General features: G+C 66.0%; 17 protein-coding genes. 13 read left to right on the forward strand and 4 right to left on the reverse strand.

From position 1 onward, the window contains the following. The first annotated feature begins 177 nt into the window (after positions 1-177). The 3 genes from ADBZ6K_RS14195 to pntB all read left to right on the forward strand — a co-directional run bounded on the left by ADBZ6K_RS14195 (position 178) and on the right by pntB (position 3,669). Positions 178-432, forward strand: coding sequence for a hypothetical protein (locus tag ADBZ6K_RS14195; protein ID WP_526347669.1), 255 nt, complete (start codon positions 178-180; stop codon positions 430-432). Between the two features lie 251 nt (positions 433-683). Continuing rightward, entirely contained in the window at positions 684-2,219 is a 1,536-nt protein-coding gene (locus tag ADBZ6K_RS14200; protein ID WP_526347671.1) for a Re/Si-specific NAD(P)(+) transhydrogenase subunit alpha, read from the forward strand. Positions 2,220-2,247: 28 nt separating this feature from the next. Further along, the gene (pntB, locus tag ADBZ6K_RS14205; RefSeq protein WP_526347673.1) at positions 2,248-3,669 is read left to right on the forward strand and encodes a Re/Si-specific NAD(P)(+) transhydrogenase subunit beta; all 1,422 of its coding nucleotides are present in this window, start codon (positions 2,248-2,250) and stop codon (positions 3,667-3,669) included. Positions 3,670-3,675: 6 nt separating this feature from the next. Here pntB and ADBZ6K_RS14210 read toward each other — a convergent pair whose 3' ends face one another. Further along, positions 3,676-4,092 carry an ACT domain-containing protein gene (locus ADBZ6K_RS14210; RefSeq protein ID WP_526347675.1) on the reverse strand — a complete coding sequence of 139 codons (417 nt, stop codon included), beginning with the start codon at positions 4,090-4,092 and terminating at the stop codon, positions 3,676-3,678. A 182-nt stretch (positions 4,093-4,274) separates the two neighbouring features. Here ADBZ6K_RS14210 and ADBZ6K_RS14215 point away from each other — a divergent pair, with 182 nt between their 5' ends. Further along, a complete protein-coding gene (locus ADBZ6K_RS14215; RefSeq protein WP_526347677.1) occupies positions 4,275-4,571 on the forward strand; it encodes a DUF4193 family protein in 297 nt (98 codons plus the stop codon). Here ADBZ6K_RS14215 and ADBZ6K_RS14220 read toward each other — a convergent pair. Both ADBZ6K_RS14220 and ADBZ6K_RS14225 read right to left on the reverse strand, forming a co-directional pair. Further along, positions 4,549-4,890: a cysteine hydrolase family protein gene (locus ADBZ6K_RS14220; RefSeq protein WP_526347679.1), complete on the reverse strand. Its 342-nt coding sequence runs from the start codon at positions 4,888-4,890 to the stop codon at positions 4,549-4,551. The two genes, ADBZ6K_RS14215 and ADBZ6K_RS14220, sit on opposite strands and share 23 nt — an antisense overlap. 155 nt (positions 4,891-5,045) lie before the next feature. Continuing rightward, the gene (locus ADBZ6K_RS14225; protein WP_526347681.1) at positions 5,046-6,665 is read right to left on the reverse strand and encodes an amidohydrolase; all 1,620 of its coding nucleotides are present in this window, start codon (positions 6,663-6,665) and stop codon (positions 5,046-5,048) included. A gap of 199 nt (positions 6,666-6,864) precedes the next feature. Between ADBZ6K_RS14225 and ADBZ6K_RS14230 the strand changes: the two genes are divergently transcribed. Next, on the forward strand, positions 6,865-8,148 hold the full coding sequence (locus tag ADBZ6K_RS14230; RefSeq protein ID WP_526347683.1) for a metal-dependent hydrolase family protein: 1,284 nt from the start codon (positions 6,865-6,867) through the stop codon (positions 8,146-8,148). A gap of 122 nt (positions 8,149-8,270) precedes the next feature. On the opposite strand, the gene ADBZ6K_RS14235 is transcribed toward ADBZ6K_RS14230, so the two are convergent. Beyond that, positions 8,271-9,275 carry a LacI family DNA-binding transcriptional regulator gene (locus ADBZ6K_RS14235; protein ID WP_526347685.1) on the reverse strand — a complete coding sequence of 335 codons (1,005 nt, stop codon included), beginning with the start codon at positions 9,273-9,275 and terminating at the stop codon, positions 8,271-8,273. A gap of 263 nt (positions 9,276-9,538) precedes the next feature. Between ADBZ6K_RS14235 and ADBZ6K_RS14240 the strand changes: the two genes are divergently transcribed. The 8 genes from ADBZ6K_RS14240 (at position 9,539) to pgm (ending at position 23,518) form a co-directional block, all read left to right on the forward strand. Next, the gene (locus ADBZ6K_RS14240) at positions 9,539-11,263 is read left to right on the forward strand and encodes a sugar porter family MFS transporter (RefSeq protein ID WP_526347687.1); all 1,725 of its coding nucleotides are present in this window, start codon (positions 9,539-9,541) and stop codon (positions 11,261-11,263) included. After that, positions 11,263-12,210 (forward strand): carbohydrate kinase family protein, encoded by a 948-nt coding sequence (locus ADBZ6K_RS14245; RefSeq protein ID WP_526347689.1) that lies wholly within the window; start codon positions 11,263-11,265, stop codon positions 12,208-12,210. The genes ADBZ6K_RS14240 and ADBZ6K_RS14245 overlap by 1 nt, the downstream gene beginning before the upstream one ends. Before the next feature lie 121 nt (positions 12,211-12,331). Continuing rightward, on the forward strand, positions 12,332-13,570 hold the full coding sequence (gene glgC / locus ADBZ6K_RS14250) for a glucose-1-phosphate adenylyltransferase (RefSeq protein ID WP_526347691.1): 1,239 nt from the start codon (positions 12,332-12,334) through the stop codon (positions 13,568-13,570). Beyond that, positions 13,570-14,754: a glycogen synthase gene (gene glgA / locus ADBZ6K_RS14255; protein WP_526347693.1), complete on the forward strand. Its 1,185-nt coding sequence runs from the start codon at positions 13,570-13,572 to the stop codon at positions 14,752-14,754. The genes glgC and glgA overlap by 1 nt, the downstream gene beginning before the upstream one ends. Positions 14,755-14,857: 103 nt before the next feature. Next, a complete protein-coding gene (locus ADBZ6K_RS14260) occupies positions 14,858-16,939 on the forward strand; it encodes a maltotransferase domain-containing protein (RefSeq protein ID WP_526347695.1) in 2,082 nt (693 codons plus the stop codon). Between the two features lie 13 nt (positions 16,940-16,952). Continuing rightward, positions 16,953-19,154 (forward strand): 1,4-alpha-glucan branching protein GlgB, encoded by a 2,202-nt coding sequence (gene glgB, locus ADBZ6K_RS14265; protein WP_526347697.1) that lies wholly within the window; start codon positions 16,953-16,955, stop codon positions 19,152-19,154. A gap of 57 nt (positions 19,155-19,211) precedes the next feature. Continuing rightward, the gene (gene glgP / locus ADBZ6K_RS14270) at positions 19,212-21,794 is read left to right on the forward strand and encodes an alpha-glucan family phosphorylase (protein WP_526347699.1); all 2,583 of its coding nucleotides are present in this window, start codon (positions 19,212-19,214) and stop codon (positions 21,792-21,794) included. Positions 21,795-21,844: 50 nt separating this feature from the next. Next, positions 21,845-23,518, forward strand: coding sequence for a phosphoglucomutase (alpha-D-glucose-1,6-bisphosphate-dependent) (gene pgm / locus ADBZ6K_RS14275; RefSeq protein ID WP_526347701.1), 1,674 nt, complete (start codon positions 21,845-21,847; stop codon positions 23,516-23,518). The last annotated feature ends 6 nt before the right edge of the window (positions 23,519-23,524 follow it).

A 23,524-nucleotide genomic window follows, 5' to 3' on the forward strand; every position in this document is an offset into this window, starting at 1 on the left:
GTGCCAGAACTCGTTCGCCGTCCCCGCCGCGCGACCTCCGCGGTACCGCCCGGCTTCGCTCCCCACCACACCCAGATCATCTCAGATGTCGATACTTGTCCGGCGCGCCTTCGGTCCTGAAATCAACGCGAGATCTGTGGCATCCTCGACGACCATTTCGCCCGACCGGCGCCGACCATGTATCCGTTCGACTCGATCATCGCCGAGATCGCCGCCCGCTGCGGATTCAACTACGACACAGCCGATTTCGACATCGGTGCGCCGGCGTTCCGGTGGCAGCCGTACGAGAAGACGACACCCGGGTCGGAGTTCGTCGTGTTTACAATTCCCGGTTTGAATCGTCCCTGGGACCAACTGGCGCACCATGGCGATCTTGAGCTGCCGATGTACGGGTCCTCCTTCCGGGCCCGAGCTGGCATCGGGAGTTTGTGACGTCTGGGCCGAACCGGTAGCCCGGGAATCCGCTTGCTTCAGCAAACATTGAACGATCGGCCCACGCGGTCTCGCCCGCCACCGCGCCGACCCCGTGACAGCCACTGCAGAACGGCACTCGGCGAGCCGGAGGGGGCCGGGGCGCGCTACTATCCCGCGGTCACGTGCACGAATCATGCACACGGGAGTCGCGCCGACTTCGTACGCTAAGACCAGCACATCGCGCTGGATCGACAGAACGGACCGAGTAGATGTTGATCGGGATACCGCGGGAGTCCCTACCGGGTGAGACGCGTGTGGCCGCGACTCCGCAGACCGTCGGGCAGATCATCAAGCTGGGCTACACGGTGATCGTCGAGTCGGGGGCGGGTGTCGCGGCGAGTTTCGCCGACCAGGCTTATGTCGAGGCCGGCGCCGAGATCGGCTCGTTCTCGCAGGCGTGGGCGGCCGAGGTGGTGTTGAAGCTCAACGCCCCCACCGACCGGGAGATCGCCGCGCTGCGCGACGGGGCGACGCTGGTCAGCTTGATCTCCCCCGCGCTGAAACCGGAGCTGGTCGAGGCGTTGAGCAAGCGCCCCATCACGGTGCTGGCGATGGATGCGGTGCCGCGGATCTCCCGGGCCCAGTCGCTGGACGTGCTGTCGTCGATGGCCAACATCGCCGGCTACCGCGCCGTGATCGAGTCCGCCCACACATTCGGCAGGTTCTTCACCGGTCAGGTGACCGCTGCGGGCAAGGTGCCACCGGCCAAGGTGCTGGTGGTCGGCGCGGGGGTGGCCGGCCTGGCGGCCATCGGCGCCGCGGGCAGCCTGGGCGCCATCGTGCGGGCCACCGACCCGCGCCCGGAGGTGGCCGATCAGGTCAAGTCTCTGGGCGGGGAGTATCTGTCGATCGAATCGCCCGAGGCGGAGGTGTCGGCCACCGGCTACGCCAAGGAGATGGGTGAGGACTACAAGGCCCGCGAAGCCCAGCTCTACGCCGATCAGTGCACCGACGTCGACATCATCATCACCACGGCGCTGATCCCCGGTCGTCCCGCACCGCGGATCATCACCGCCGACATGGTCGCGTCGATGAAATCGGGCAGCGTGATCATCGATATGGCCGCCGCTAACGGCGGCAACGTGGAAGGCACGGTCAAAGACCAGGCCGTGCTCACCGACAACGGCGTGACGATCATCGGCTACACCGATTTGGCGGGCCGGCTGCCCGCCCAGGCCTCCCAGCTCTACGGCACCAACGTGGTGAATCTGCTCAAGCTGGTGACACCGGAGAAGGACGGCCAGTTCACCCTGGACTTCGACGATGTCGTGCAGCGATCCATGACCGTCGTGCGCGACGGCCAGACCACCTGGCCGCCGCCACCGGTACAGGTCTCCGCCGCGCCCGTCGCGAAGCTGGCCGAGGCTCCCGTCGTTGTCAGCAAACCCAAGAAACCGATGACGACGGGGCGCAGGCTGGGTAGAGTGTTCGCGGTCGCGGCGGTGCTGTTCGCCCTGATCGCGATCTCACCCGCGGCGCTGCAGGTCCACCTGACGGTGTTCGCGCTGGCCATCGTGATCGGCTATTACGTAATCGGCCATGTGCACCACGCGCTGCATACCCCGTTGATGTCGGTCACCAACGCGATCTCCGGAATCATCGTCGTCGGCGCGCTGCTGCAGATCGGGCGGGGTGACCCCGCGATCACCGCGCTGTCGTGCGTGGCGATCCTGCTGGCCAGCATCAACGTCTTCGGCGGCTTCGCGGTGACCCGCCGCATGTTGGCGATGTTCTCCCGCAGCTGACCGTGCGTGCCTGATCCGAGGGGACCCGATGTTCACCATTGAAACCACCGCCACCGCGGCCTACGTCGTCGCGGCGCTGCTGTTCATCCTGGCCCTGGCCGGGCTGTCCAAACACGAAACATCCAAGGCCGGCAACACGTTCGGCATCGCGGGCATGGCCATCGCCCTGATCGCCACGATCGCCCTTGCGATCGCCCGTGAGATCGAGCCACTGGGCCTGGCGTTGTTGATCGGCGCCACCGCCATCGGTGCCGGGATCGGACTGTGGCGCGCCCGGGTGGTCGAGATGACCGGTATGCCCGAGCTGATCGCGTTGCTGCACTCGTTCGTCGGCCTGGCCGCCGTCCTCGTCGGGTGGAACGGCTACCTGCACATCGAGCGCCACCCCGAGGGCGTCGACGCCGTGCTCTTGCGCTCGCAGGGAATGCTCGGCATTCACTCGGCCGAGGTCGTCGCCGGTGTGTTCATCGGCGCCGTGACGTTCACCGGCTCGATCGTCGCCAACCTCAAGCTCTCGGCGCGGATCAAGTCCACCCCGCTCATGCTGCCGGGCAAGAACGTCCTCAACGTCGGGGCGCTGGTGGCCTTCTTCGCGCTCACCGTGTGGTTCGTCATCGACCCGCAGCTGTGGGTGCTCGTGGTGGTCACCGTGCTGGCGCTGCTGATGGGCTGGCACCTGGTCGCCTCCATCGGCGGCGGCGACATGCCCGTTGTGGTGTCGATGCTCAACAGCTACTCCGGCTGGGCAGCCGCCGCTTCCGGGTTCCTGCTCGGCAACGATCTGCTCATCATCACCGGCGCGCTGGTGGGATCCTCGGGCGCCTACCTGTCCTACATCATGTGCAAGGCGATGAACCGGTCTTTCATCTCCGTCATCGCCGGCGGCTTCGGCATCGAGGCCCCCTCCGGCGACGCCGAGGACTACGGCGAACACCGCGAGATCAGCGCCGAGGGCGTCGCCGAACTGCTCACCGCTGCCTCGTCGGTGATCATCACACCGGGCTACGGGATGGCCGTCGCGCAGGCCCAGAACGGCGTCGCCGAACTGACCCGCAAACTGCGCGAGCGTGGGGTTACCGTCCGGTTCGGTATCCATCCGGTGGCGGGCCGCCTGCCCGGTCACATGAACGTGCTCCTGGCCGAAGCCAAGGTGCCCTACGACATCGTCCTGGAGATGGATGAGATCAACGACGATTTCGACGACACGTCCGTCGTGCTCGTCATCGGTGCCAACGACACCGTCAACCCCGCCGCCGCCGAGGACCCCGGCAGCCCCATCGCGGGCATGCCCGTTCTGACGGTCTGGGACGCCGACGACGTCATCGTGTTCAAGCGCTCGATGGCATCCGGCTACGCCGGTGTGCAAAACCCGCTGTTCTTCCGCGACAACACCCAGATGCTGTTCGGTGACGCCCGCGACCGGGTGGAGGCGGTGCTCGCCGCGCTGTGAGTGCGATCAGTCGACGAGCGCCGTGCGCGCCAGGCGCTGCAAACATGCGACGGCGGCGTCCACGTCGGCAATGGGAACAAAAATGTGGTCGTGGTAGTAACCGGCGATCACATTGGCCGATATCCCCGATTGGGCCAGCGCACCGCCGAAGGCACCCGTCAACCCGACCGCGTCCAGCGATGAGTGGACCTGCAAGGTGATCCACTTGGCAACGAAGTCATAGGCCAACCCGAGTTCGTCGGCACGGCGCTGCTCGAGCACGACGGTCACCCCCTCGCGCTCGCGGACCATCGCCACCGCCTCGGCGAGGGCCCCATCGGAGGGATCGACAGCCGTCGCGAAGACGAACGTTCCCGGATTGACGATCGGGGACATCGACAACATCGAAGACAGCAGTTTCGCCAGGTTTCGCTCGCCGGTCATGGCTTCAGCATGACAAGCGTGGTGTTCCACCTTGGACCATGTGTGGGTTGAATCCTGTCTGGGTTTTGGGTTGAACCACATCTGGCCGTGGAACGTTGTCCGGTGTGGGCCGTCGGGTCGCCTGCGGATTCCGGAACGCGAACCGGACGGCCGTACGACTGTGTTGCGAAGGGGAGCAAGACGTGACTGTTGACTTTGACGCCCCGCGGCGGGCCGAGGCCGAAGATCAGTCCGAGGCGGGATTCGGCGATCTGAAGGTGGGGCGCTCCGACACCGCCAAGGCCGCGGTGATCGACGACGAGGACGAGGCGGACATCTACGAACTGCCCGCCGTCGAGGTCTCCGACGATGAGCTGTCTGTTCGGGTGATCCCGAAGCAGGCCAACGAATTCACCTGTTCGAGCTGCTATCTGGTGTTGCACCGCAGTCGGCTTGCCCGCCACGTCGGTGCCAGGGTCATCTGTGCCGACTGCGCGTAACGCTCCCTGAGAACTCCTCGATGACGTCGTTCGTCGCGAGGACCTCGGCGTAGTTGGGCACGTTGACGTCGAGGGCGGCGTGCATCTCCGCATCGGAGTAGGACGCGGTCGCATCCTTGACCACCGTGACTGCGTAACCCAGTTCGGCGCCATACCGAACGGTCGCTTCGACGCAGGTGTGAGCGATGAGCCCGATGACGATGAGCTCGTGGACGCCGTGGCGCTTGAGCAGTACGTCAAGGTCTGTGTTGGCGAAACCGCTTGAGCACCAATGCTCTTGAGCGACAATATCGCCCCCCTGGGGGGGTGGCTTCGGCAATGCCCTTGAGGCGATCCCAGACTTTGCCGCCCTCGGAGATGAAGTCGTTGTACGGATCGATGACGAGCAGGGCGGCCGTGTCGTTGGTGAATGTCACGTCTGTCATCCTCCTCCCGCCGATGGCCGTCCTGGGTGCATTCCACTAGGTGGGCCGGTCAGCCTGTCTCCTGCCGGCGCCGGCCTCCAAGCCACACGGCCAGGACCGCGATGTCGGCGAGCTCGCCTGTCGGTGCGGTGCGCGGATCCCGGTCGAGCCACACCAGATCGGCGCTCGCGCCGGCCTGGATCGTGCCCCAGGGGGGCGCCGACCGATCCGAAAACGCCTGCCCGGCGACCGACGATGTATAGGCGGTCAACGCCTGCTCGACGGTCAGCGACTCGCCGGAGGTCCAGGTACCCGCGGGGTCACCAGCGATCGGCCGCGTCACGGCCACCGCGATCCCGGCCAGCGGCGCGCCCGAGGACACCGGCCAGTCCGAACCGAAGGACACCCTGGCACCGAGCCCGGCCAGGCTCTGCATCCGGTACATGCGGGCCACCCGGTCGGCACCCAGCCGCGGCAGCATCACGTCGGTCATCAACGAGTCCAGCTGCGCCCACAACGGCTGCATGTTCGCGATGACGCCGAACTGCGCGAAGCGCCCCAGGTCGGCGTCATCGATCAGCTCGGCATGCGCGATCACCGGCCTGCGGTCGGACGGACCGTTCACCGCCACCACATACTCGATGGCATCGAGCGCCTGACGCACCGCCGCGTCGCCGATCGCATGGACGTGGATCTGGAAGCCGTGCTCGTCGACAAGCCGAGCGGCCTGCGCCAGTGTGTCGTGGTCCCAGACCCTGAGCCCGTGGCTGTGCAGCGCCGAGCAATACGGCCGCAACAGTGAAGCGGTCTCATTTCCGACGACCCCGTCGGCGAAGAACTTCACGGTGTCGGCGGCCAGCAGCGGTGACCGCAGCTCGGCCACCCGGCCCCGCGCCTCGACGAACTCGGCGACTTGGCTGCGGAACCGGCGCGGGTCGGCGTGAAACGCCAGATTGACCCGCACCCCGAGCCGCCCCCGATGTACCGCTGCGAGATACACATCGACGTCGGAGAGGCTCACCCACGCGTCCTGAACCCAGGTCACCCCGCGACGCAGGAAGTAGTCGCTCGCCGCCTCGAGTGCCGCGACGCCGACCTCGACGTCACGGGGTACCTGTCCGAGCACGAGGTCGACGGCACCCCATTCACGCAACGTGCCGAGCACCGACCCATCGGGCCGTCGCGGGATCTCGCCGAGTTCCGGATCCGGTGTGTCTTCACCGATCCCACACCGGCGCAGTGCTTCGGAATTGCACCAGGCGGTGTGGTAATCCGCGGCCCTCAGCACGACCGGCCGATCGGAGACCGCCTCGTCGAGCCAGCGCGCGTCGAACAGACCACCTGGCGCCAGTGTGCGGTCGTAGGAGCCGCCGGTGATCCAGCCGAGGTCGGGATGTGCCGCGGCGAACCGTCGCACCTCCGCGACGATCTCGCCGATCGACGCACATGTCCTGACCTGGGGTCCCAGCGACTCAAGCCCGCCAAGCATCGGATGGGCATGCCCGTCGCCGAACGACGGCATGAGGAATCCGCCGGCGAGGTCGACGATCTCGACCGTGTTCCCGGCACCGCCGAGCCGTCGTGCGTCCTCACCGAGTGCGGCTATCCGGCCGTCGCGCACCAGCAGCGCGTCGGCGATCTCTCCGCAGCCGGTCCATACCGTTCCCCCGCGAAACAGGACCTCCGTCATCGCTGGACGATGTTACGGCGTTCCGCGCATGCAGACCCCCTGCCGCACAAGCAGTTTCCCACGCAGTTGGCCGAACGGCGGCGGGGCGCGGGGCGGCTTCTCTAATCTGGACGACTGGGTATCGGTGCGGTCATCGGCGGCACGGTTAACGTCTCGTTCGTTGCCGTGTTCTCGACAGTGCTCGTGAGAAGGGAGCGGGATGGACACGCCGAACTTGCTCATTGCCAACGTCAACGTCTTCGACAGTCCCCAGGGCCGGATCACCGGACCATGGGACGTTGCCGTCTCCGACGGTCTGATCACGTCCATCAAGCCCGCCGGCCCGGTTGCGCCGACCCCCCCGGGAGTGCGGATCGACGGCACCGGCAAGACGTTGCTCCCCGGTTTGATCGACGCCCATTGGCACGCGGTGTTCACCACCATCCCCGCAGTGGTGGCCCAGCTCAGCGAGATCGGATACGTCTTCGCCCACGCCGTGGTCAGCGCCAGGGAGACCGTGCTGCGCGGATTCACCACCGTGCGCGATCTCGGCGGCCCGGTGTTCGGCATCAAGAAGGCCATCGACGAGGGTGCGATCCTTGGGCCGCGGATCTTCCCGGCCGGCGGCTTCATCTCCCAGACGGGCGGGCACGGCGACTTCCGGCTGCCCAACGAGGTGCCCCGCGGGGTGGCGGGGCACCTGAGCTACGCCGAGATCATCGGCGCGGCCGTTATCGCCGACGGTGAAGCGGAGGTGCTTCGCGGCGCACGCGAGATGTTGCGGCGCGGCGCCTCTCAGCTGAAGCTGATGGCCGGCGGCGGTGTCGCGTCGCCGTACGATCCGCTCGACGTCACCCAGTTCACCGAGCGTGAGATCCGCGTGGCGGTGGAGGCCGCGGAGAACTGGGGGACGTACGTGACGGTGCACGCGTACACGCCCCGTGCGATCCGCACCGCCGTGTCCGCCGGTGTCCGCTGCATCGAACACGGCCAGCTCGTCGACGAAGCCACCGTCGCGATGCTGGCCGAGAACGACATCTGGTGGTGTCTGCAGCCATTTCTCGACGACGCGGACGCGATACCGGTGCCACCGGCCAACGTGCTGAAGTTCAAGCAGATGACCGCGGGGACCGACACGGCATACCGGCTTGCCATCAAGCACGGGGTCAAGGTCGCGTTCGGCACCGACACCCTCTTCGACGCGAAGCTCGCCGACAGGCAAGGGGCACAGCTCGCCAAACTCATCCGCTGGTATACCCCCGCCGAGGTGCTGCAGCAGGCGACGTTCCGCAACGCTGAGTTGCTGGCCATGTCGGGACCCCGCAACCCCTATCCCGGGCGGCTCGGCGTGGTCGCCGAAGGCGCCCTCGCCGACCTCATCCTCGTCGACGGTGACCCAGTCGCCGATATCTCGCTCATCAGCAGTCCCGATGAGGCTTTCACCGCCGTCATCAAGGAAGGCAAGCTCGTGAAGGGCTTCACCGACCAGTGCGCCGAGAACTAATAGCCAGACGCCACAGGAGTTTCGATAGCCGCGTCGCAGGGACTTCGCCATCCCTGATCGGTCTGTTCACCTGCTTTTCCAGGGACCCGCCCGATGGTGGCACGTCGCGGTCGCGAAGACGGTCACTGACTCTCGTCGAGGTGGGCGCTTTCGCCAATGACGAGTTCGGCGCTGATCAACTCACCGGGAAGGTCTGTCGCACCATCGATTTCGGCCAACGCCCGATCCACGAGCCAATCGCCGATGCGTTCGAGCGGGATGGCCAGGGTGGTCAGCGAGGGACTGAGCAGCCGCGCGGCCACGCCGCCATCGAAGCCGGTGACGGCCAGTTCTTCGCCGATTCGGATCCTTCGCCGCGACGCCGCGACGTACACATCGCCGGCGAGCACATCGCTTCCGGTGACAATGGCCGTCGGGCGCGGCTCGTCGTCCAGCAACGCCTCGACCGTCTCGTGCACCGCCGTCGGGTCGAGCGCGGGTTTGCGGACGCGCTCGATCAGCCCCGCTGCCGCGACCGCGTCCCGAAATCCGGCCTCGCGCTCGATGTCCCATCGGCTACCGGTCGCGTAGCCGACGAATACCAGTCGCTCGTGCCCCGCGCCGATCAGCCGTGTTGTCAGATCGCGGACGCTTGCCCGGCTGTCGATGTCGATCCAGTTCCTGGAGTGCTCGGGTTCGATTCGGCCGAAGCAGGCGAATGGAACGCCGAGCCGTTGCAACGTCGAAACGCGCGGATCGTCCACGACGATATCGGCCAGCACGACGGCGTCGACCGCACCCGAGCGGACCAGCTCGTCGATATCGCCCGCGCTGTCGACGAGTAGCAGGTTGTGGTTGCGTCGACCCGCTGCAGCGGTCAGCGCGCGAATGAACTCCAACATGATCGTGTTGGACGGGTCCAGTTCACCCGGCTGGATGGGATGCGCGATGCGTTCACTGCGGTGGGTTCGCAGGCTGGCCGCACCGACGTGCGGGCGATAGCCCATCCGCTGGATCACCTGCAGGACCCGCTGCCTGGTCGAATCCGCGACGCGCCCGCGACCGTGCAGGACATTGGAAACCGTCTGGGACGACACGTTCGCCGCGCGCGCGACATCGTGGACGGTGACCCTCGATCTGTCTGCCACAAGATTTTCCTTGACTTTTCCGTGCCAGATGACATTCTAGTCGTGCTCTGCTTTATCGATAAACCACACCACAGCAGCGAGGGGTGAGCACTCAGGGTCGTCGGGTTCCACCCGCGTCCGCCCGCTTGGGGTATTTGGGATGCCGGCGTACCCGACAGGTGGATCGTCGCCGCGCGTGGCCCGGTTGAGCCGAAAATTGTTCTGCCTCAACTAGGTTACAGCGACAATGTTCCGCGCGGCGGGTACGCCGTACCTCTATTCTGTTGTGCTACAACATATTACTGCAGAGCCGGCGAGTCCCCATCTTCCTCCACCCGCCTTCCCTTGGACGGGCTCCGCTCGCCGCAGGTCGCAAATCCCGCATCTGTGAAACTTGCAGTCTGACCGCTGATGTCGCGAAATCGGCTAACTACCAACAAATCTCAAAGCCAACACAGAAATCGTGTGGATATGACCATGATTCAACAAAGGTGCAGGTAACGCCCAATGAAAAACAACAGATATCGACACAGCAGGTACGATATTTCCTTGGCATTCGCCGAAACTATTGCGACACTGTGCACGACAGTTTTAGCTTGTCGTCCATGAAACCTCTCGTAATCCGCAGCGCCGTTGTTGCGGCATTGGGCGGCTTGATCTTCGGATTCGACACCGCGGTGATCTCCGGTGCCGAAGAGCAGATCCAGCAAGTGTTCGGTCTCAGCGACGCGATGCTGGGATTCACTGTCACCACTGCCCTGATCGGGACGATCGTCGGCGCGCTCACTGCGGGCAAACCCGCCGACAGGTACGGCCGGAAGAAGGCGCTCTACGTCATCGGCGTCCTGTATGTGGTGGGCGCGCTGGGGTCGGCGGTTGCCCACAACATAGAGCTGTTGATGTTCTTCAGGTTTCTGGGCGGCCTCGGCGTGGGCGCGGCCAGTGTCTGCGCGCCGATCTACACGGCCGAGGTGGCTCCACCCGCACACCGCGGGAGGCTGGTCGGACTGGTGCAGTTCAACATCGTGCTCGGCATCCTCCTCGCCTATGCCTCCAACGCGATTGTTCGTGCCGTCGCCGATGGCGACAACGCCTGGCGCTGGATGCTCGGCGTGATGGTGGTTCCCGCAGTGGTGTTCCTGCTGCTTCTTCCGACGGTGCCCGAGACGCCGCGCTGGCTGGCCGCCGACGGCCAGTGGGAAGCCGCCGAGGCCACCAGCCAGCGGCTGTGCGTCACGCAGGAAGAAGCCGACTTTCAGATGTCGGAAATCAGGGCATCGCTGGCGGCCGCCGAGAACGCCCCGTCGGTGCCGTTCTTCACCCGTGGGCACCGCAAGGTGATCATGCTCGCGGTTGCGATCGCGTTCTTCAACCAGATGTCCGGTATCAACGCGATCCTGTACTACGCGCCTCGGGTGATGCAGGAGGCAGGCGCGAGCACGAGCGCCGCCTACTGGATGAGCGTGGCAGTAGGGGCGGTGAACCTCGTCACCACCATGGCCGCGCTGTCGGTGATCGACAAACTCGGCCGCCGGACGCTGATGATCGTCGGCTCGCTCGGCTACTTGGTCTCGCTGGGTTTCCTGGCCGGCGTGATGTTCTACTACGAGAAAGCGCGCGATGGCGAATTCACCTCCACGTCCGCCGTTTTGGTCCTGATCGGGCTGATGGTGTTCATCGCCGCGCATGCCTTCGGGCAGGGTTCGGTCATCTGGGTGTTCATCTCCGAGATCTTCCCGAACCGGATCCGGGGGCGCGGCCAGTCGCTGGGCAGCCTGACCCACTGGGTGTGGGCCGCGATCACGTCGTTCGCGTTCCCACCGATCATCGGTGCGTTCGGCGCCGGGGTCGCGTTCAGCATCTTCTTCTTCGCGATGGTCGGCCAGTTGCTCTGGGTTCTCAAGGTCATGCCCGAGACCAAGGGCGTGCCGCTGGAAGAGATGGAAATCAAGCTCGGCCTCACACACGACGCGGGTCCCGGTGACCCGCTGGCCGCTCGGGGTCACTGATGGCCCCCCACGTGCTCAGCCTCGGCGAGGCGTTGATCGATGTCGTCATCCGGCCGGAGTCCACGGAGGAGCACGTCGGCGGCAGTCTGCTCAACGTCGCGGTAGGCATCGCGACGTTGGGCCAGCGGGCGAGTATCTGCGCCTACTGGGGGCGCGACGAGCGTGGCGATCGACTCAGGAAGTGGGCTGAGTCCGCCGGCGTTGAGATCGTGACGGGAACGGACTCCGCGAAGAGCACCTCCGTCGCATTCGCGCATGTCGACGACGAGGGCCACGCCACATACGAATTCGAGTTGACCTGGAAAGTTCCGCAGGTACCCGACCTTTCCGAGTACGGCCATCTACATACCGGCAGTATCGCGGCCACGCTCGAGCCTGGCGGCGCGGACGTGGTCGCCACGGCAACCCGGATGAAGGATCACGGAACCGTCTCGTATGACCCCAATATCCGCCCGGCACTGATGCATTCGCCCGACGCCGTGATGGAACGGGTCGAGCACATGGTTGGCCTGTCCGATGTGGTGAAGGCCAGTGACGAGGATCTGGGCTGGTTGTACCCGGACACCCCCATCGAGGATGTCATGCGCCACTGGATATCCGCCGGACCTGCCATGGTGGTCGTCACCCGCGGACCCTGGGGCGCCTACGCGTTGCTGGCCAACAACCGCGACATGCTGCATCTCGATCAGCTTCGAGTGAACGTCAGCGACACCGTGGGTGCCGGCGATTCCTTCATGGCAGGCCTCATTTCGGGGTTGCTCGACGCGGGTCTACTCGGATCGCCCGAAGCCCGGCAGCGGCTCGCCGACACGAGCTGGTCAGATGTCCAGCCGACGCTGCACCGGGCGGTGATCACCAGTGCGTTGACCGTCAGCCGCTCGGGCGCCTATGCGCCGACGATGGCCGAGGTGGAGGCATACCGCGCGGCCGACCCTATGCTCAGGTGACCATCACCGGTGCGCCGCGGTCGGCCGTGGCACCTTCCTCCCCCGTCATCCTCCCTCCCCCCTCGTCCCCCGTTGCCCTCCCCACATTCGTCCCCAACTTGCTCACCCGAAGGAGCCGCTGATGGCTGACCCAAAAGTGCTTGGCATTGTGCTTGCCGGCGGTGAAGGCAAACGTCTCTCCCCGCTGACGCTGGATCGGGCGAAACCGGCCGTACCCTTCGGCGGACTGTATCGACTGATCGATTTCGCGTTGTCGAACATCGTCAACGCTGGCATTCTGCGGATCGCCGTACTCACCCAGTACAAGAGCCACAGCCTGGACCGGCACATCACCACGACATGGCGGATGAGCAATCTGCTCGGCAATTACGTCACCCCGGTGCCCGCCCAGCAGCGCCTCGGCCCCCAGTGGTACACGGGTTCGGCCAACGCGATCTTCCAGTCGCTCAACCTGATCTACGACGAGAAGCCGGAACTGGTCATCGTTTTCGGGGCCGACCACGTCTACCGCATGGATCCGCGGCAGATGATCGCCCAGCACCTCGAAAGCGGTGGGGGGGCCACCGTGGCGGGCATTCGGGTGCCGCGCACGCAGGCCAGCGCCTTCGGTGTGATCAAGACAGCCCCTGACGGCCGGCAGATCGACGCATTCCTGGAGAAACCCGCCGATCCACCAGGGTTGCCGGACAATCCCGACGAGACGTTCGTCTCGATGGGCAACTATCTGTTCTCTGCCGACGTACTGATCGAGGCGTTGCGCAAGGACGCCGCCGACGCCGACAGTAAGCACGATATGGGCGGTGACATCATGCCGATGATGGTGGACCGCGGCACCGCGCAGGTCTACGACTTCATGAGTAACGACGTACCCGGCGCCCACCCGGCGGATGTCGGTTATTGGCGCGACGTCGGAACATTGGACTCCTACTACGACGCGCACATGGATCTCTGCGCGGTGGTGCCGACTTTCAATCTCTACAACAGTGAGTGGCCCATCCTCACGCATATCCCGCCGCACCCGCCCGCGAAGTTCGTCCACAACGACGGTAAGCGGGTCGGTCGCGCGATCAACAGCGTGGTCGCCAACGGCGTCATCGTCTCGGGCGCGCTGGTGGACGAATCGGTGCTGTCGCCCGGCGTGCGGGTAGAGGAACACGCCACGGTGGAACGTTCGGTGATCATGGACAGCACCGTCATCGGTGCGAACGCCGTGATCCGCAACGCGATTATCGACAAGAACGTAGTGGTGCCCGACGGAGTGAAGGTGGGCGTGGACAAGGAGCACGATCTGGCCAGGGGATTCGTCGTATCCGACGGCGGCGTGACGGTCGTCGGCAAGAGCCAGGAGGTCACCCCGTGATGTCTGCATCCGGCGAAGAGCGCCTCAACGTCGCCCTCTGCACGCGGGAGTTCCCACCCGAGGTCTACGGCGGCGCCGGGGTGCACGTGGAATACCTGGCCAGGGAACTGGCGAACTACGTCGACCTGACCGTGGAATGCCAGGGTGCGCCGCGGCCGACCGCGGTGGCGCACCAGCCATGGGACCTCCTGCAGAACACCAACCCTGCGCTGCAGACGATCTCGACGGAACTGTCGATGGTGGCGCACATGAACAATGCCGACCTGGTGCATTCCCACACCTGGTATGCCAACACAGCGGGCCACCTGGCATCGCTGCTCTACGGCATCCCACACGTCGTAACCGTGCATTCCCTCGAGCCGCTTCGCCCGTGGAAGGCCGAACAGCTCGGCGGCGGGTACGCCCTGTCGAGCTGGGCCGAACGCACCGCCGTGGAGAGTGCTGCGGCGGTCATCGCTGTTTCGGACGCGATGAGGGTAGATGTGCTGTCCAACTATCCCACCGTGGACCCCGACAAGGTGCACGTGATCCACAACGGTATCGATGCCCGGCAATACATGCCGGACCCGAACACCGATGTGCTCGAGCGCCATGGCATCGATCCCCGTCAGCCGAATATCGTTTTCGTCGGGCGCATTACGCGCCAAAAGGGCGTTCCCGTCCTGCTACGAGCGGCCGCGCAACTCGATCCGGACGTTCAGCTCGTGCTGTGTGCCGGGCAGCCCGACACACCCGAACTCGCCAAGGAAGTCACCGACCTGGTCAACGACCTGCGTCGTACCCGAACAGGGGTGGTCTGGATCGAAGGCATGCTGGACAGGCAGGAAGTGATCCAACTGCTCAGCCACGCCACAGCCTTCGTTTGCCCGTCGCTGTACGAACCGCTGGGCATCGTGAACCTGGAAGCCATGGCCTGCGGGAGCGCCGTCGTGGCGTCACGTGTGGGCGGCATCCCGGAAGTCGTCGCCGACGGTGAGACAGGTCTGCTCGTACCCCCGGATGACCCGATGGCGCTCGCCGACGCGCTCAACGCGCTGGCCCGCGAACCAGAACGAGCAGCCGCAATGGGTGTGGCCGGCCGCCAACGCGCGATCTCCGAGTTCGACTGGGCGAATATCGCGCTGAAGACGGCGGAGCTTTACCGCAGGACGGCGCGACCGGCCGCGGTGCCGGTCGGGTCATGACGATGACATCACCACACTGGGGGCGAATGCTGATGTGCACGAGCGTATGTCAAATCAGTGACGCCGCGTCGAGCATTGGCGGCGCGGTCGGGGGGACGGTGTGTTGAGCGGTCGCATCGAGATCGACGACGTTCAACCTGTCGTGTCCGGAGGCAGGTTTCCGGCGAAAGCGGTGGTGGGAGAGGTGGTCCCGGTGCGCGCCACGGTGTGGCGCGAGGGGCACGATGCCGTCGCCGCGACGCTGGTCGTCCGCTATCACGGCAGGTCGTACCCGAGGCTGGTCGACGGCCCGATACGCGCGAGTGCTCCGGCCGTACCGATCGAGAACCACGAAGCAGTCGCGGCGAGCAAAAAACCGCTGCTGCTGGCGATGTCGGCAGGCCGCACGCCCGACGTGTTCCACACACAGTTCACGCCCGACGCGGTCGGTCTGTGGACTTTTCGGGTGGACGGCTGGGGGGATCCGATCACGACGTGGCGTAAGGCGGTCATCGCCAAGATGGACGCCGGCCAGAGCGAGGCGGAGCTGTCCAACGACCTCCTCGTGGGCGCGCAGCTACTAGAGCGTGCGGCCGCCGGTGTTCCACGAGAAATGCGTTATCCGCTGCTGGAAGCCGCTGCGGCGCTGCGTGACCCGGGGCCTCCGTCCCGACGCGCGGCACCCGCCCTGTGCGGTGAGATCACCCAACTGCTGGCGGACTATCCGCTGCGGGAACTGCTCACCCGCGGCGACCAACATGGGGTCTGGGTCGACCGACCGGCGGCGCGGTTCGCGTCGTGGTACGAGTTCTTCCCCCGCTCGACCGGCGGCTGGGACGCCGAGGGCACGCCGGTGCACGGCACGTTCGCCACGGCGATCAAGGCGCTGCCCCGCATCGCCAAGATGGGTTTCGACGTGGTGTACCTGCCGCCGATCCACCCGATCGGCAGCGTGCACCGCAAGGGTCGCAACAACACGGTGACATCCGAACCCGGCGACGTCGGCTCCCCGTGGGCAATCGGCAGCGCCGACGGTGGGCACGACGCGGTCCACCCCGAACTGGGCACGATGGACGACTTCGACGAGTTCGTGGCGGCCACCACTGATCTGGGTATGGAGGTGGCGCTGGACCTGGCACTGCAATGCGCCCCCGATCATCCGTGGGCCAGAGACCATAGGGAATGGTTCACCGAATTGCCGGACGGCACCATCGCCTATGCCGAGAACCCGCCGAAGAAGTATCAGGACATCTATCCGCTGAACTTTGACAACGACCCCGCCGGCCTGTACGCGGAGGTCCTGCGTGTGGTCGAACTCTGGATCGCCCATGGTGTCAAGACCTTCCGCGTCGACAATCCCCACACCAAGCCCCCGGACTTCTGGGCATGGCTGATCGCCGAGGCCAAGAACATCGATCCCGATGTGGTGTTCCTCGCCGAGGCGTTCACCCGCCCGGCACGGCTGTACGGGCTGGCGAAGTTGGGTTATACGCAGTCCTACAGCTATTTCACGTGGCGCACGGCCAAATGGGACATCACCCAATTCGGTGAGGAGATCGCCGCGCACGCCGACGAGGCACGGCTGAACCTCTTCGTCAACACCCCCGATATCTTGCACGAGAGCTTGCAGCACGGGGGACCGGGCATGTTCGCCATCCGCGCGGTGCTCGCCTCGACGCTGAGCCCGGTGTGGGGGGTGTATTCGGGCTTCGAGTTGTTCGAGCACCAAGCGGTTCGTGCGGGCAGCGAGGAGTACCTGAACTCCGAGAAGTACGAACTGCGCCCACGCGACTACGACTCCGCGCTCGCGGACGGCAGGTCGCTGGAGCCGTTTCTCACCCGACTCAACGAGATCCGCCGCACACATCCGGCGTTGAGCCAGCTGCGCACGATCAGGTTTCATAACATCGACAACGACGCGCTGTTGGCCTACAGCAAGTTCGACCCCGTTACCGGGGACTGCGTGCTGGTGATCGTCACCCTCAACGCGTTCGGCCCCGAGGACGCGACCATCTGGCTGGACATGGGTGCGCTCGGGATGGAGTGGCACGACAGGTTCTGGGTGCGCGACGAGGTCACCGGCGAGGAATATCAATGGGGACAGTCGAATTACATCCGCATCGATCCTGCCAAAGCGGTGGCCCACATCGTGAACATGCCGCTCATCCCTGCCGATGCGCGCGGCCCACTACTGCGCCGCGAGTGAGAGGAATCACACCATGACCAACACCGAAGCCCCGAGCAGTCACCTGGCCCCCGACCCTGCCGATCTGCATCGGTTGCTGTCGGGAACCCACCACGACCCACACGCGGTGCTCGGGGCGCACGAGTACTCCGACTACACGGTGATCCGGGCGTTCCGCCCGCACGCCAGGACGGTGACGGCGCTCATCGGTGACGCGCGGTATCCCCTGCAGCACATCGAATCCGGATTGTTCGCCGTCGCCGTCCCGTTCGTCGACCTGATCGACTACCGCCTTGAGACCGGCTATCCCACTCCCGACGGTGGCACGTTCGGCCCGACCGTTGCCGACGCCTACCGGTTCCTCCCCACCCTCGGCGAGATCGACCTGCATCTCTTCTCCGAGGGCCGCCACGAGCGGTTGTGGGAGGTACTGGGCGCGCACCCGCGGTCGTTCACCACGTCCGATGGTGTCGTCGACGGGGTGTCCTTCGCGGTGTGGGCGCCCAATGCCACGGGTGTCAGCCTGATCGGCGAGTTCAACCACTGGGGTGACGAGGCGCCGATGCGCGTGCTGGGCTCGACCGGGGTGTGGGAGTTGTTCTGGCCGGGTTTCCCCGTCGGTGGGCTGTACAAATTCCGGGTGCACGGCGCCGACGGGTCGGTGACCGATCGCGCGGACCCGATGGCCTTCGCGACCGAGGTGCCCCCGCAGACGGCGTCGAAAGTCACCGTCAGCGACTACACCTGGGGCGACGAGGACTGGATTCAGCGCCGGGGGGCGCTGAATCCGGTGTTCGAGCCGATGAGCACCTACGAGGTCCACCCGACGTCGTGGCGCCCGGGCCTGTCGTATCGCCAACTCGCCGACGAGCTGACCGAATATGTTGTGGAGCAAGGCTTTACCCATGTGGAGTTGATGCCGGTCGCCGAACACCCGTTCGGCGGCTCGTGGGGCTACCAGGTCACCTCCTACTACGCTCCGACGTCGAGGCTGGGATCCCCCGACGACTTCCGCTATCTGGTCGACCGGCTGCACCGGGCCGGCATCGGTGTGATCATGGACTGGGTACCCGCCCACTTCCCCAAGGATGCCTGGGCGTTGGGCCGGTTCGACGGGACCCCGCTCTACGAACATGCCGACCCACGCCGTGGTGAGCAACTCGACTGGGGCACCTATATTTTCGACTTCGGCCGCGCCGAAGTCCGCAACTTCCTGGTGGCCAACGCGCTGTACTGGGTGCAGGAATTCCACATCGACGGACTGCGCGTGGACGCCGTGGCCTCCATGCTCTACCTGGACTACTCCCGACCGGCCGACGGCTGGACACCCAACGTCTACGGCGGCCGGGAGAACCTCGAAGCCGTGCAATTCCTGCAGGAGATGAACGCCACTGTCCACAAACTCACGCCCGGCGTCGTCACCATCGCCGAAGAGTCCACCTCCTGGCCCGGCGTAACACGCCCGACGAACCTCGGCGGCCTGGGCTTCTCGATGAAGTGGAGCATGGGCTGGATGAACGACACGCTGGACTACATCAGCCGTGACCCCATTTACCGCAGCTACCACCACCACGAGATGACGTTCTCGATGCTCTACGCGTTCAGTGAGAATTATGTGCTGCCGATCAGCCACGACGAAGTGGTGCACGGCAAGGGCACGCTGTGGGGTCGGTTGCCCGGAAACGATCACGTCAGGGCGGCCGGGCTGCGCAGCCTGCTCGCCTACCAGTGGGCCCATCCGGGCAAGCAACTGCTGTTCATGGGCCAGGAGTTCGGCCAGCGCGCCGAATGGTCCGAGGAACGCGGCGTCGACTGGTATCAGCTTGACGAGAACAGTTTCTCATCAGGGATTCTGACGATGGTCCGCGATATCAACGGCATCTACCGCTCGCACCCGGCCTTGTGGAGCCAGGACACCAAACCCGACGGCTACTCGTGGATCGACGCCAACGACTCGGGCAACAGCGTGCTGAGCTTCCTGCGATTCGGCAGTGACGGCTCGGTGATGGCGTGCATTTTCAACTTTGCCGGATCGGAACACGCCAGCTACCGGCTGGGTCTTCCGCAGGCGGGACGCTGGCGCGAGGTCCTCAACACCGACGCGACCGTCTACAACGGCGCCGGCTCGGGCAACCTCGGCGGCGTGGAAGCCACCCCGGATCCCTGGCACGGCAGGCCGGCTTCGGCGGTCCTCGTGCTGCCACCAACCTCAGCGCTGTGGCTGGTGCCCGACTGACCGGACAGCTGTTCGCCGCCCGAGTTCGTTTCGTTCACCCATGAAAGGGCACCTCTCTTGAGAGCCATTCGCAGGTTTACCGTCCGAGCCCACTTGCCGCCGCGCCTGGCCGCGCTGGAACGGCTGTCCAACAATTTGCGGTGGTCGTGGGATACCCGCACCCAGGACCTGTTCGCCAGCATCGACGCCGCGCTGTGGGAGGCCCACCACGGAGACCCTGTGGCCCTGCTCGGTGCGGTCAGCCCCGCGCGACTGGACTCGCTCGCCGGTGACGAGCACTTCCTGGACCGCCTCGATGCGCTGGCCGCCGACCTGGACGACTACCTGACCCGGCGGTTGTGGTTCCAGGAGCAGGACGTCGCAAGCATGCCGGCCGGCATCGCCTACTTCTCGATGGAGTTCGGCGTGGCCACGGTGCTGCCCAACTACTCCGGCGGTCTGGGCATCCTGGCGGGTGACCATTTGAAGTCGGCCTCCGACCTGGGTCTGCCGCTGATCGGCGTCGGCCTGCTCTACCGCTCCGGGTACTTCCGCCAGTCACTGACGGCCGACGGCTGGCAGCACGAGACCTACCCATCGCTGGACCCACAGGGGTTACCGCTGCGGCTTCTGACCACCCACGACGGGGACGCGGTGCTCATCGAGTCCGCGATGCCCGACGGCCGGAAGCTGTTCGCCCGTGTCTGGGTAGCCCAAGTGGGACGAATCCCGTTGTTGCTCTTGGATTCCGATATCGGCGAGAACGAACACGACATGCGCGGTGTCACCGACCGACTCTACGGCGGCGATCAGGAGCACCGCATCAAACAGGAGATCCTGGCCGGGGTCGGCGGTGTGCGGGCGGTCCGGGCGTTCACCGAGATCGAGGGACTGCCGGCGCCTGAGGTGTTCCACATGAACGAGGGCCACGCGGGGTTCCTCGGCGTGGAGAGGATCCGCGAGTATATGGCGTCGGCGGGGCTGGACTTCGAGACCGCGCTGACCGTGGTCCGTGCGAGCACGGTGTTCACCACCCACACCCCGGTGCCGGCGGGGATCGACCGGTTCCCGATGGACCTGGTGCGCCACTACTTCGACGACGAACGGCCCGACCCACTGTTGGCGGGTGTGCCGCTGGACCGGGTTATCGAGTTCGGCGCCGAGGACGATCCGTCGAAATTCAACATGGCTCATATGGGGCTGCGGCTGGCGCAGCGCGCGAACGGTGTTTCACTGCTGCACGGCCGGGTGAGCCGGCAGATGTTCAACGGCCGCTGGCCGGGTTTCGACGCCGAGGAGGTGCCGATCGGTTCGATCACCAACGGGGTGCACGCACCGACGTGGGCGGCGCCGCAATGGCTTTCGTTGGCCCGTGACGTCGCAGGCGGTGATTCGCTGTCGGAGTCGCAGCTGTGGCAGCGGCTGCAGCAGATCGAATCCGGCCGGTTGTGGTCGATCCGGTCTGCCTTGCGCGCATTACTGGTCGACGACGTGCGGGCCCGGCTGCGCGAGTCGTGGGTGGAGCGCGGAGCGTCAGAGGCCGAACTGGGTTGGATCGCCACCGCGTTCGACCCGGAGGTGTTGACGATCGGGTTCGCCCGGCGCGTCCCGACCTACAAGCGGCTCACGCTGATGCTGCGTGATCCGCAGCGGCTGGAGGCATTGCTGCTCGATCAGGACCGTCCCGTCCAGCTGATCGTGGCCGGCAAATCGCACCCTGCCGACGACGGCGGCAAGGCGCTGATCCAGCAGGTGGTGCGGTTCGCCGACCGGCCCGAGGTCCGGCATCGCATCGCGTTCCTGCCGAACTACGACATGTCGATGGCGCGGCTGTTGTACTGGGGTTGCGATGTCTGGCTGAACAACCCGCTGCGCCCGCTGGAGGCCTGCGGTACCTCGGGGATGAAGAGCGCGCTCAACGGCGGGCTGAACCTGTCCATCCGCGACGGCTGGTGGGACGAGTGGTACGACGGGGAGAACGGCTGGGAAATCCCGACCGCTGACGGTTCGGCGCACGAGGACCGCCGTGACGACATCGAGGCCACCGCACTCTACGAACTGTTGCAGAATTCGGTGACGCCCAAGTTCTACGAGCGCGACGACCAGGGAATCCCGACCCGCTGGGTCGAGATGGTGCGCCACACCATGCAGACCCTCGGCCCCAAGGTGCTGGCGTCGCGGATGGTGCGTGACTACACCGAGCGCTATTACGCTCCGGCGGCGCAGTCGCTGCGCCGCACCATCGCACCGAATACGGGCGGGCCCTTCGGCGCCGCACAGGAGTTGACCGCCTACCGCCTTCGGGTGCAGGAGGCGTGGCCGAAGGTGGAGGTCACCGATGTCGACAGCACCGGGCTGCCCGACACTCCCCTGCTCGGCTCCCGCCTGACACTGACCGCCACGGTGCAGCTGGGCGGGCTGGATCCCGACGACGTCGTGGTGCACGCCGTCCTCGGGCGGGTCGACAGCGACAGCTCCCTGCTCGACCCGCAGATCGTGACCATGACGCACACCGGAAGCGGTGAGGGCGGCGCCGAAATCTTCACCAGCACAACACCGCTCCCCGTCGCCGGTTCGGTCGGCTACACCGTCAGGGTGCTCCCACACCACCACCTGCTCGCCTCCGACAACGAACTCGCGCTGATCAGCCAGGCAACGTGAGCCGGCTCGCGGCCACGAAGACACCGGTGCGCATCAGAAAGGACCCTGAGATGGCAGCCAACCCCCGGGCCGGACAACCCGCGCGGCCCGAAGACCTGATCGACGTGGCCCACCTGGTCACCGCGTACTACAGCGTCCAGCCCGATCCGGACGACATCGATCAACAGGTGGCGTTCGGCACGTCGGGTCATCGCGGGTCCAGTCTGGACGGGGCGTTCAACGAGGCGCACATCCTGGCAACCACTCAGGCCATCGTCGAGTATCGGGCCGCGCAGGGCACGACGGGCCCGCTGTTCATCGGCCGCGACACTCACGGTCTGTCCGAGCCGGCGTTGGTCTCGGCGTTGGAGGTGCTGGCGGCCAACGATGTGGTGGCGATGATCGACTCGGCCGACCGGTACACCCCGACGCCGGCGGTCAGCCACGCGATTCTGGCGTTCAACCGCGGCCGCGATGCAGCTGGTTCATCCTCCTCGCGTGGGGGTGGCCTGGCCGACGGGATCGTCGTCACGCCGTCACACAACCCGCCGCGCGACGGCGGCTTCAAGTACAACCCGCCCAACGGCGGACCGGCGGACACCGATGCCACCGGCGTCATCGCCAAGCGCGCCAACGAGATTCTGCGTGACGGGCTTAGGGCCGTGAAGCGAGTACCGCTGGCGCGGGCGCTGGGTAGCGCGCAGCGTCACGACTACCTCAACGCCTACGTGTCCGACCTGCCGAACGTCGTGGACATCCACGCCATTCGCGCCGAAGGCGTGCGCATTGGCGCCGACCCGCTCGGCGGTGCCAGCGTCGACTACTGGGGTGCGATCGCCGAGGCGCACAAACTTGATCTGACGGTGGTCAACCCGCTGGTGGACGCGACATGGCGATTCATGACGCTCGACACGGACGGCAAGATCCGGATGGACTGCAGTTCGCCGAACGCGATGGCCGGGCTAATTCAGAAGGTGAACGGCGCGAACGCCGACTACCAGATCGCGACGGGCAACGACGCGGATTCTGACCGGCACGGCATCGTCACTCCCGACGGTGGGCTGATGAACCCCAACCACTACCTCGCGGTGGCGATCGAGTACCTCTACACCCACCGGCCCGACTGGTCCGACACAATTGCGGTCGGCAAGACCGCCGTCAGCAGTTCGATCATCGACCGGGTGGTCGCGGGTATCGGCCGCACGCTCCTGGAGGTACCGGTCGGCTTCAAGTGGTTCGTCGACGGATTAGTCAGCGGAACAATCGGTTTCGGCGGAGAGGAATCTGCCGGCGCGTCGTTCCTGCGCAAGGACGGGACCACCTGGACCACCGACAAGGACGGCATCATCCTGGCGTTGCTGGCAGCGGAGATCCAGGCCGTCACCGGTGAGTCGCCGTCGCAGCGCTACGCCGAACTGGCGGCGAAGTACGGCGCGCCCACCTACGCGCGCATCGACGCTCCGGCCAACCGGGAACAGAAGGCCCGGCTTGCCAGGCTGTCGCCCGAACAGGTCAGCGCCACCGACCTCGCCGGCGAACCGATCACCGCCAAACTGACCACCGCGCCCGGCAACGGCGCTCCGCTCGGCGGACTCAAGGTGACGACGGCCAACGCATGGTTCGCCGCACGCCCGTCGGGCACCGAGGACGTCTACAAGATCTACGCGGAGTCCTTCCAGGGGCCCGAGCACCTGGCACAGGTCCAGGAAGCCGCCCGCGAAGTCGTGAATGCAGTAATCGCGTGACCCGAG

Source organism: Mycobacterium sp. (assembly GCF_044223235.1).
Taxonomy (GTDB): Bacteria; Actinomycetota; Actinomycetes; order Mycobacteriales; family Mycobacteriaceae; genus Mycobacterium.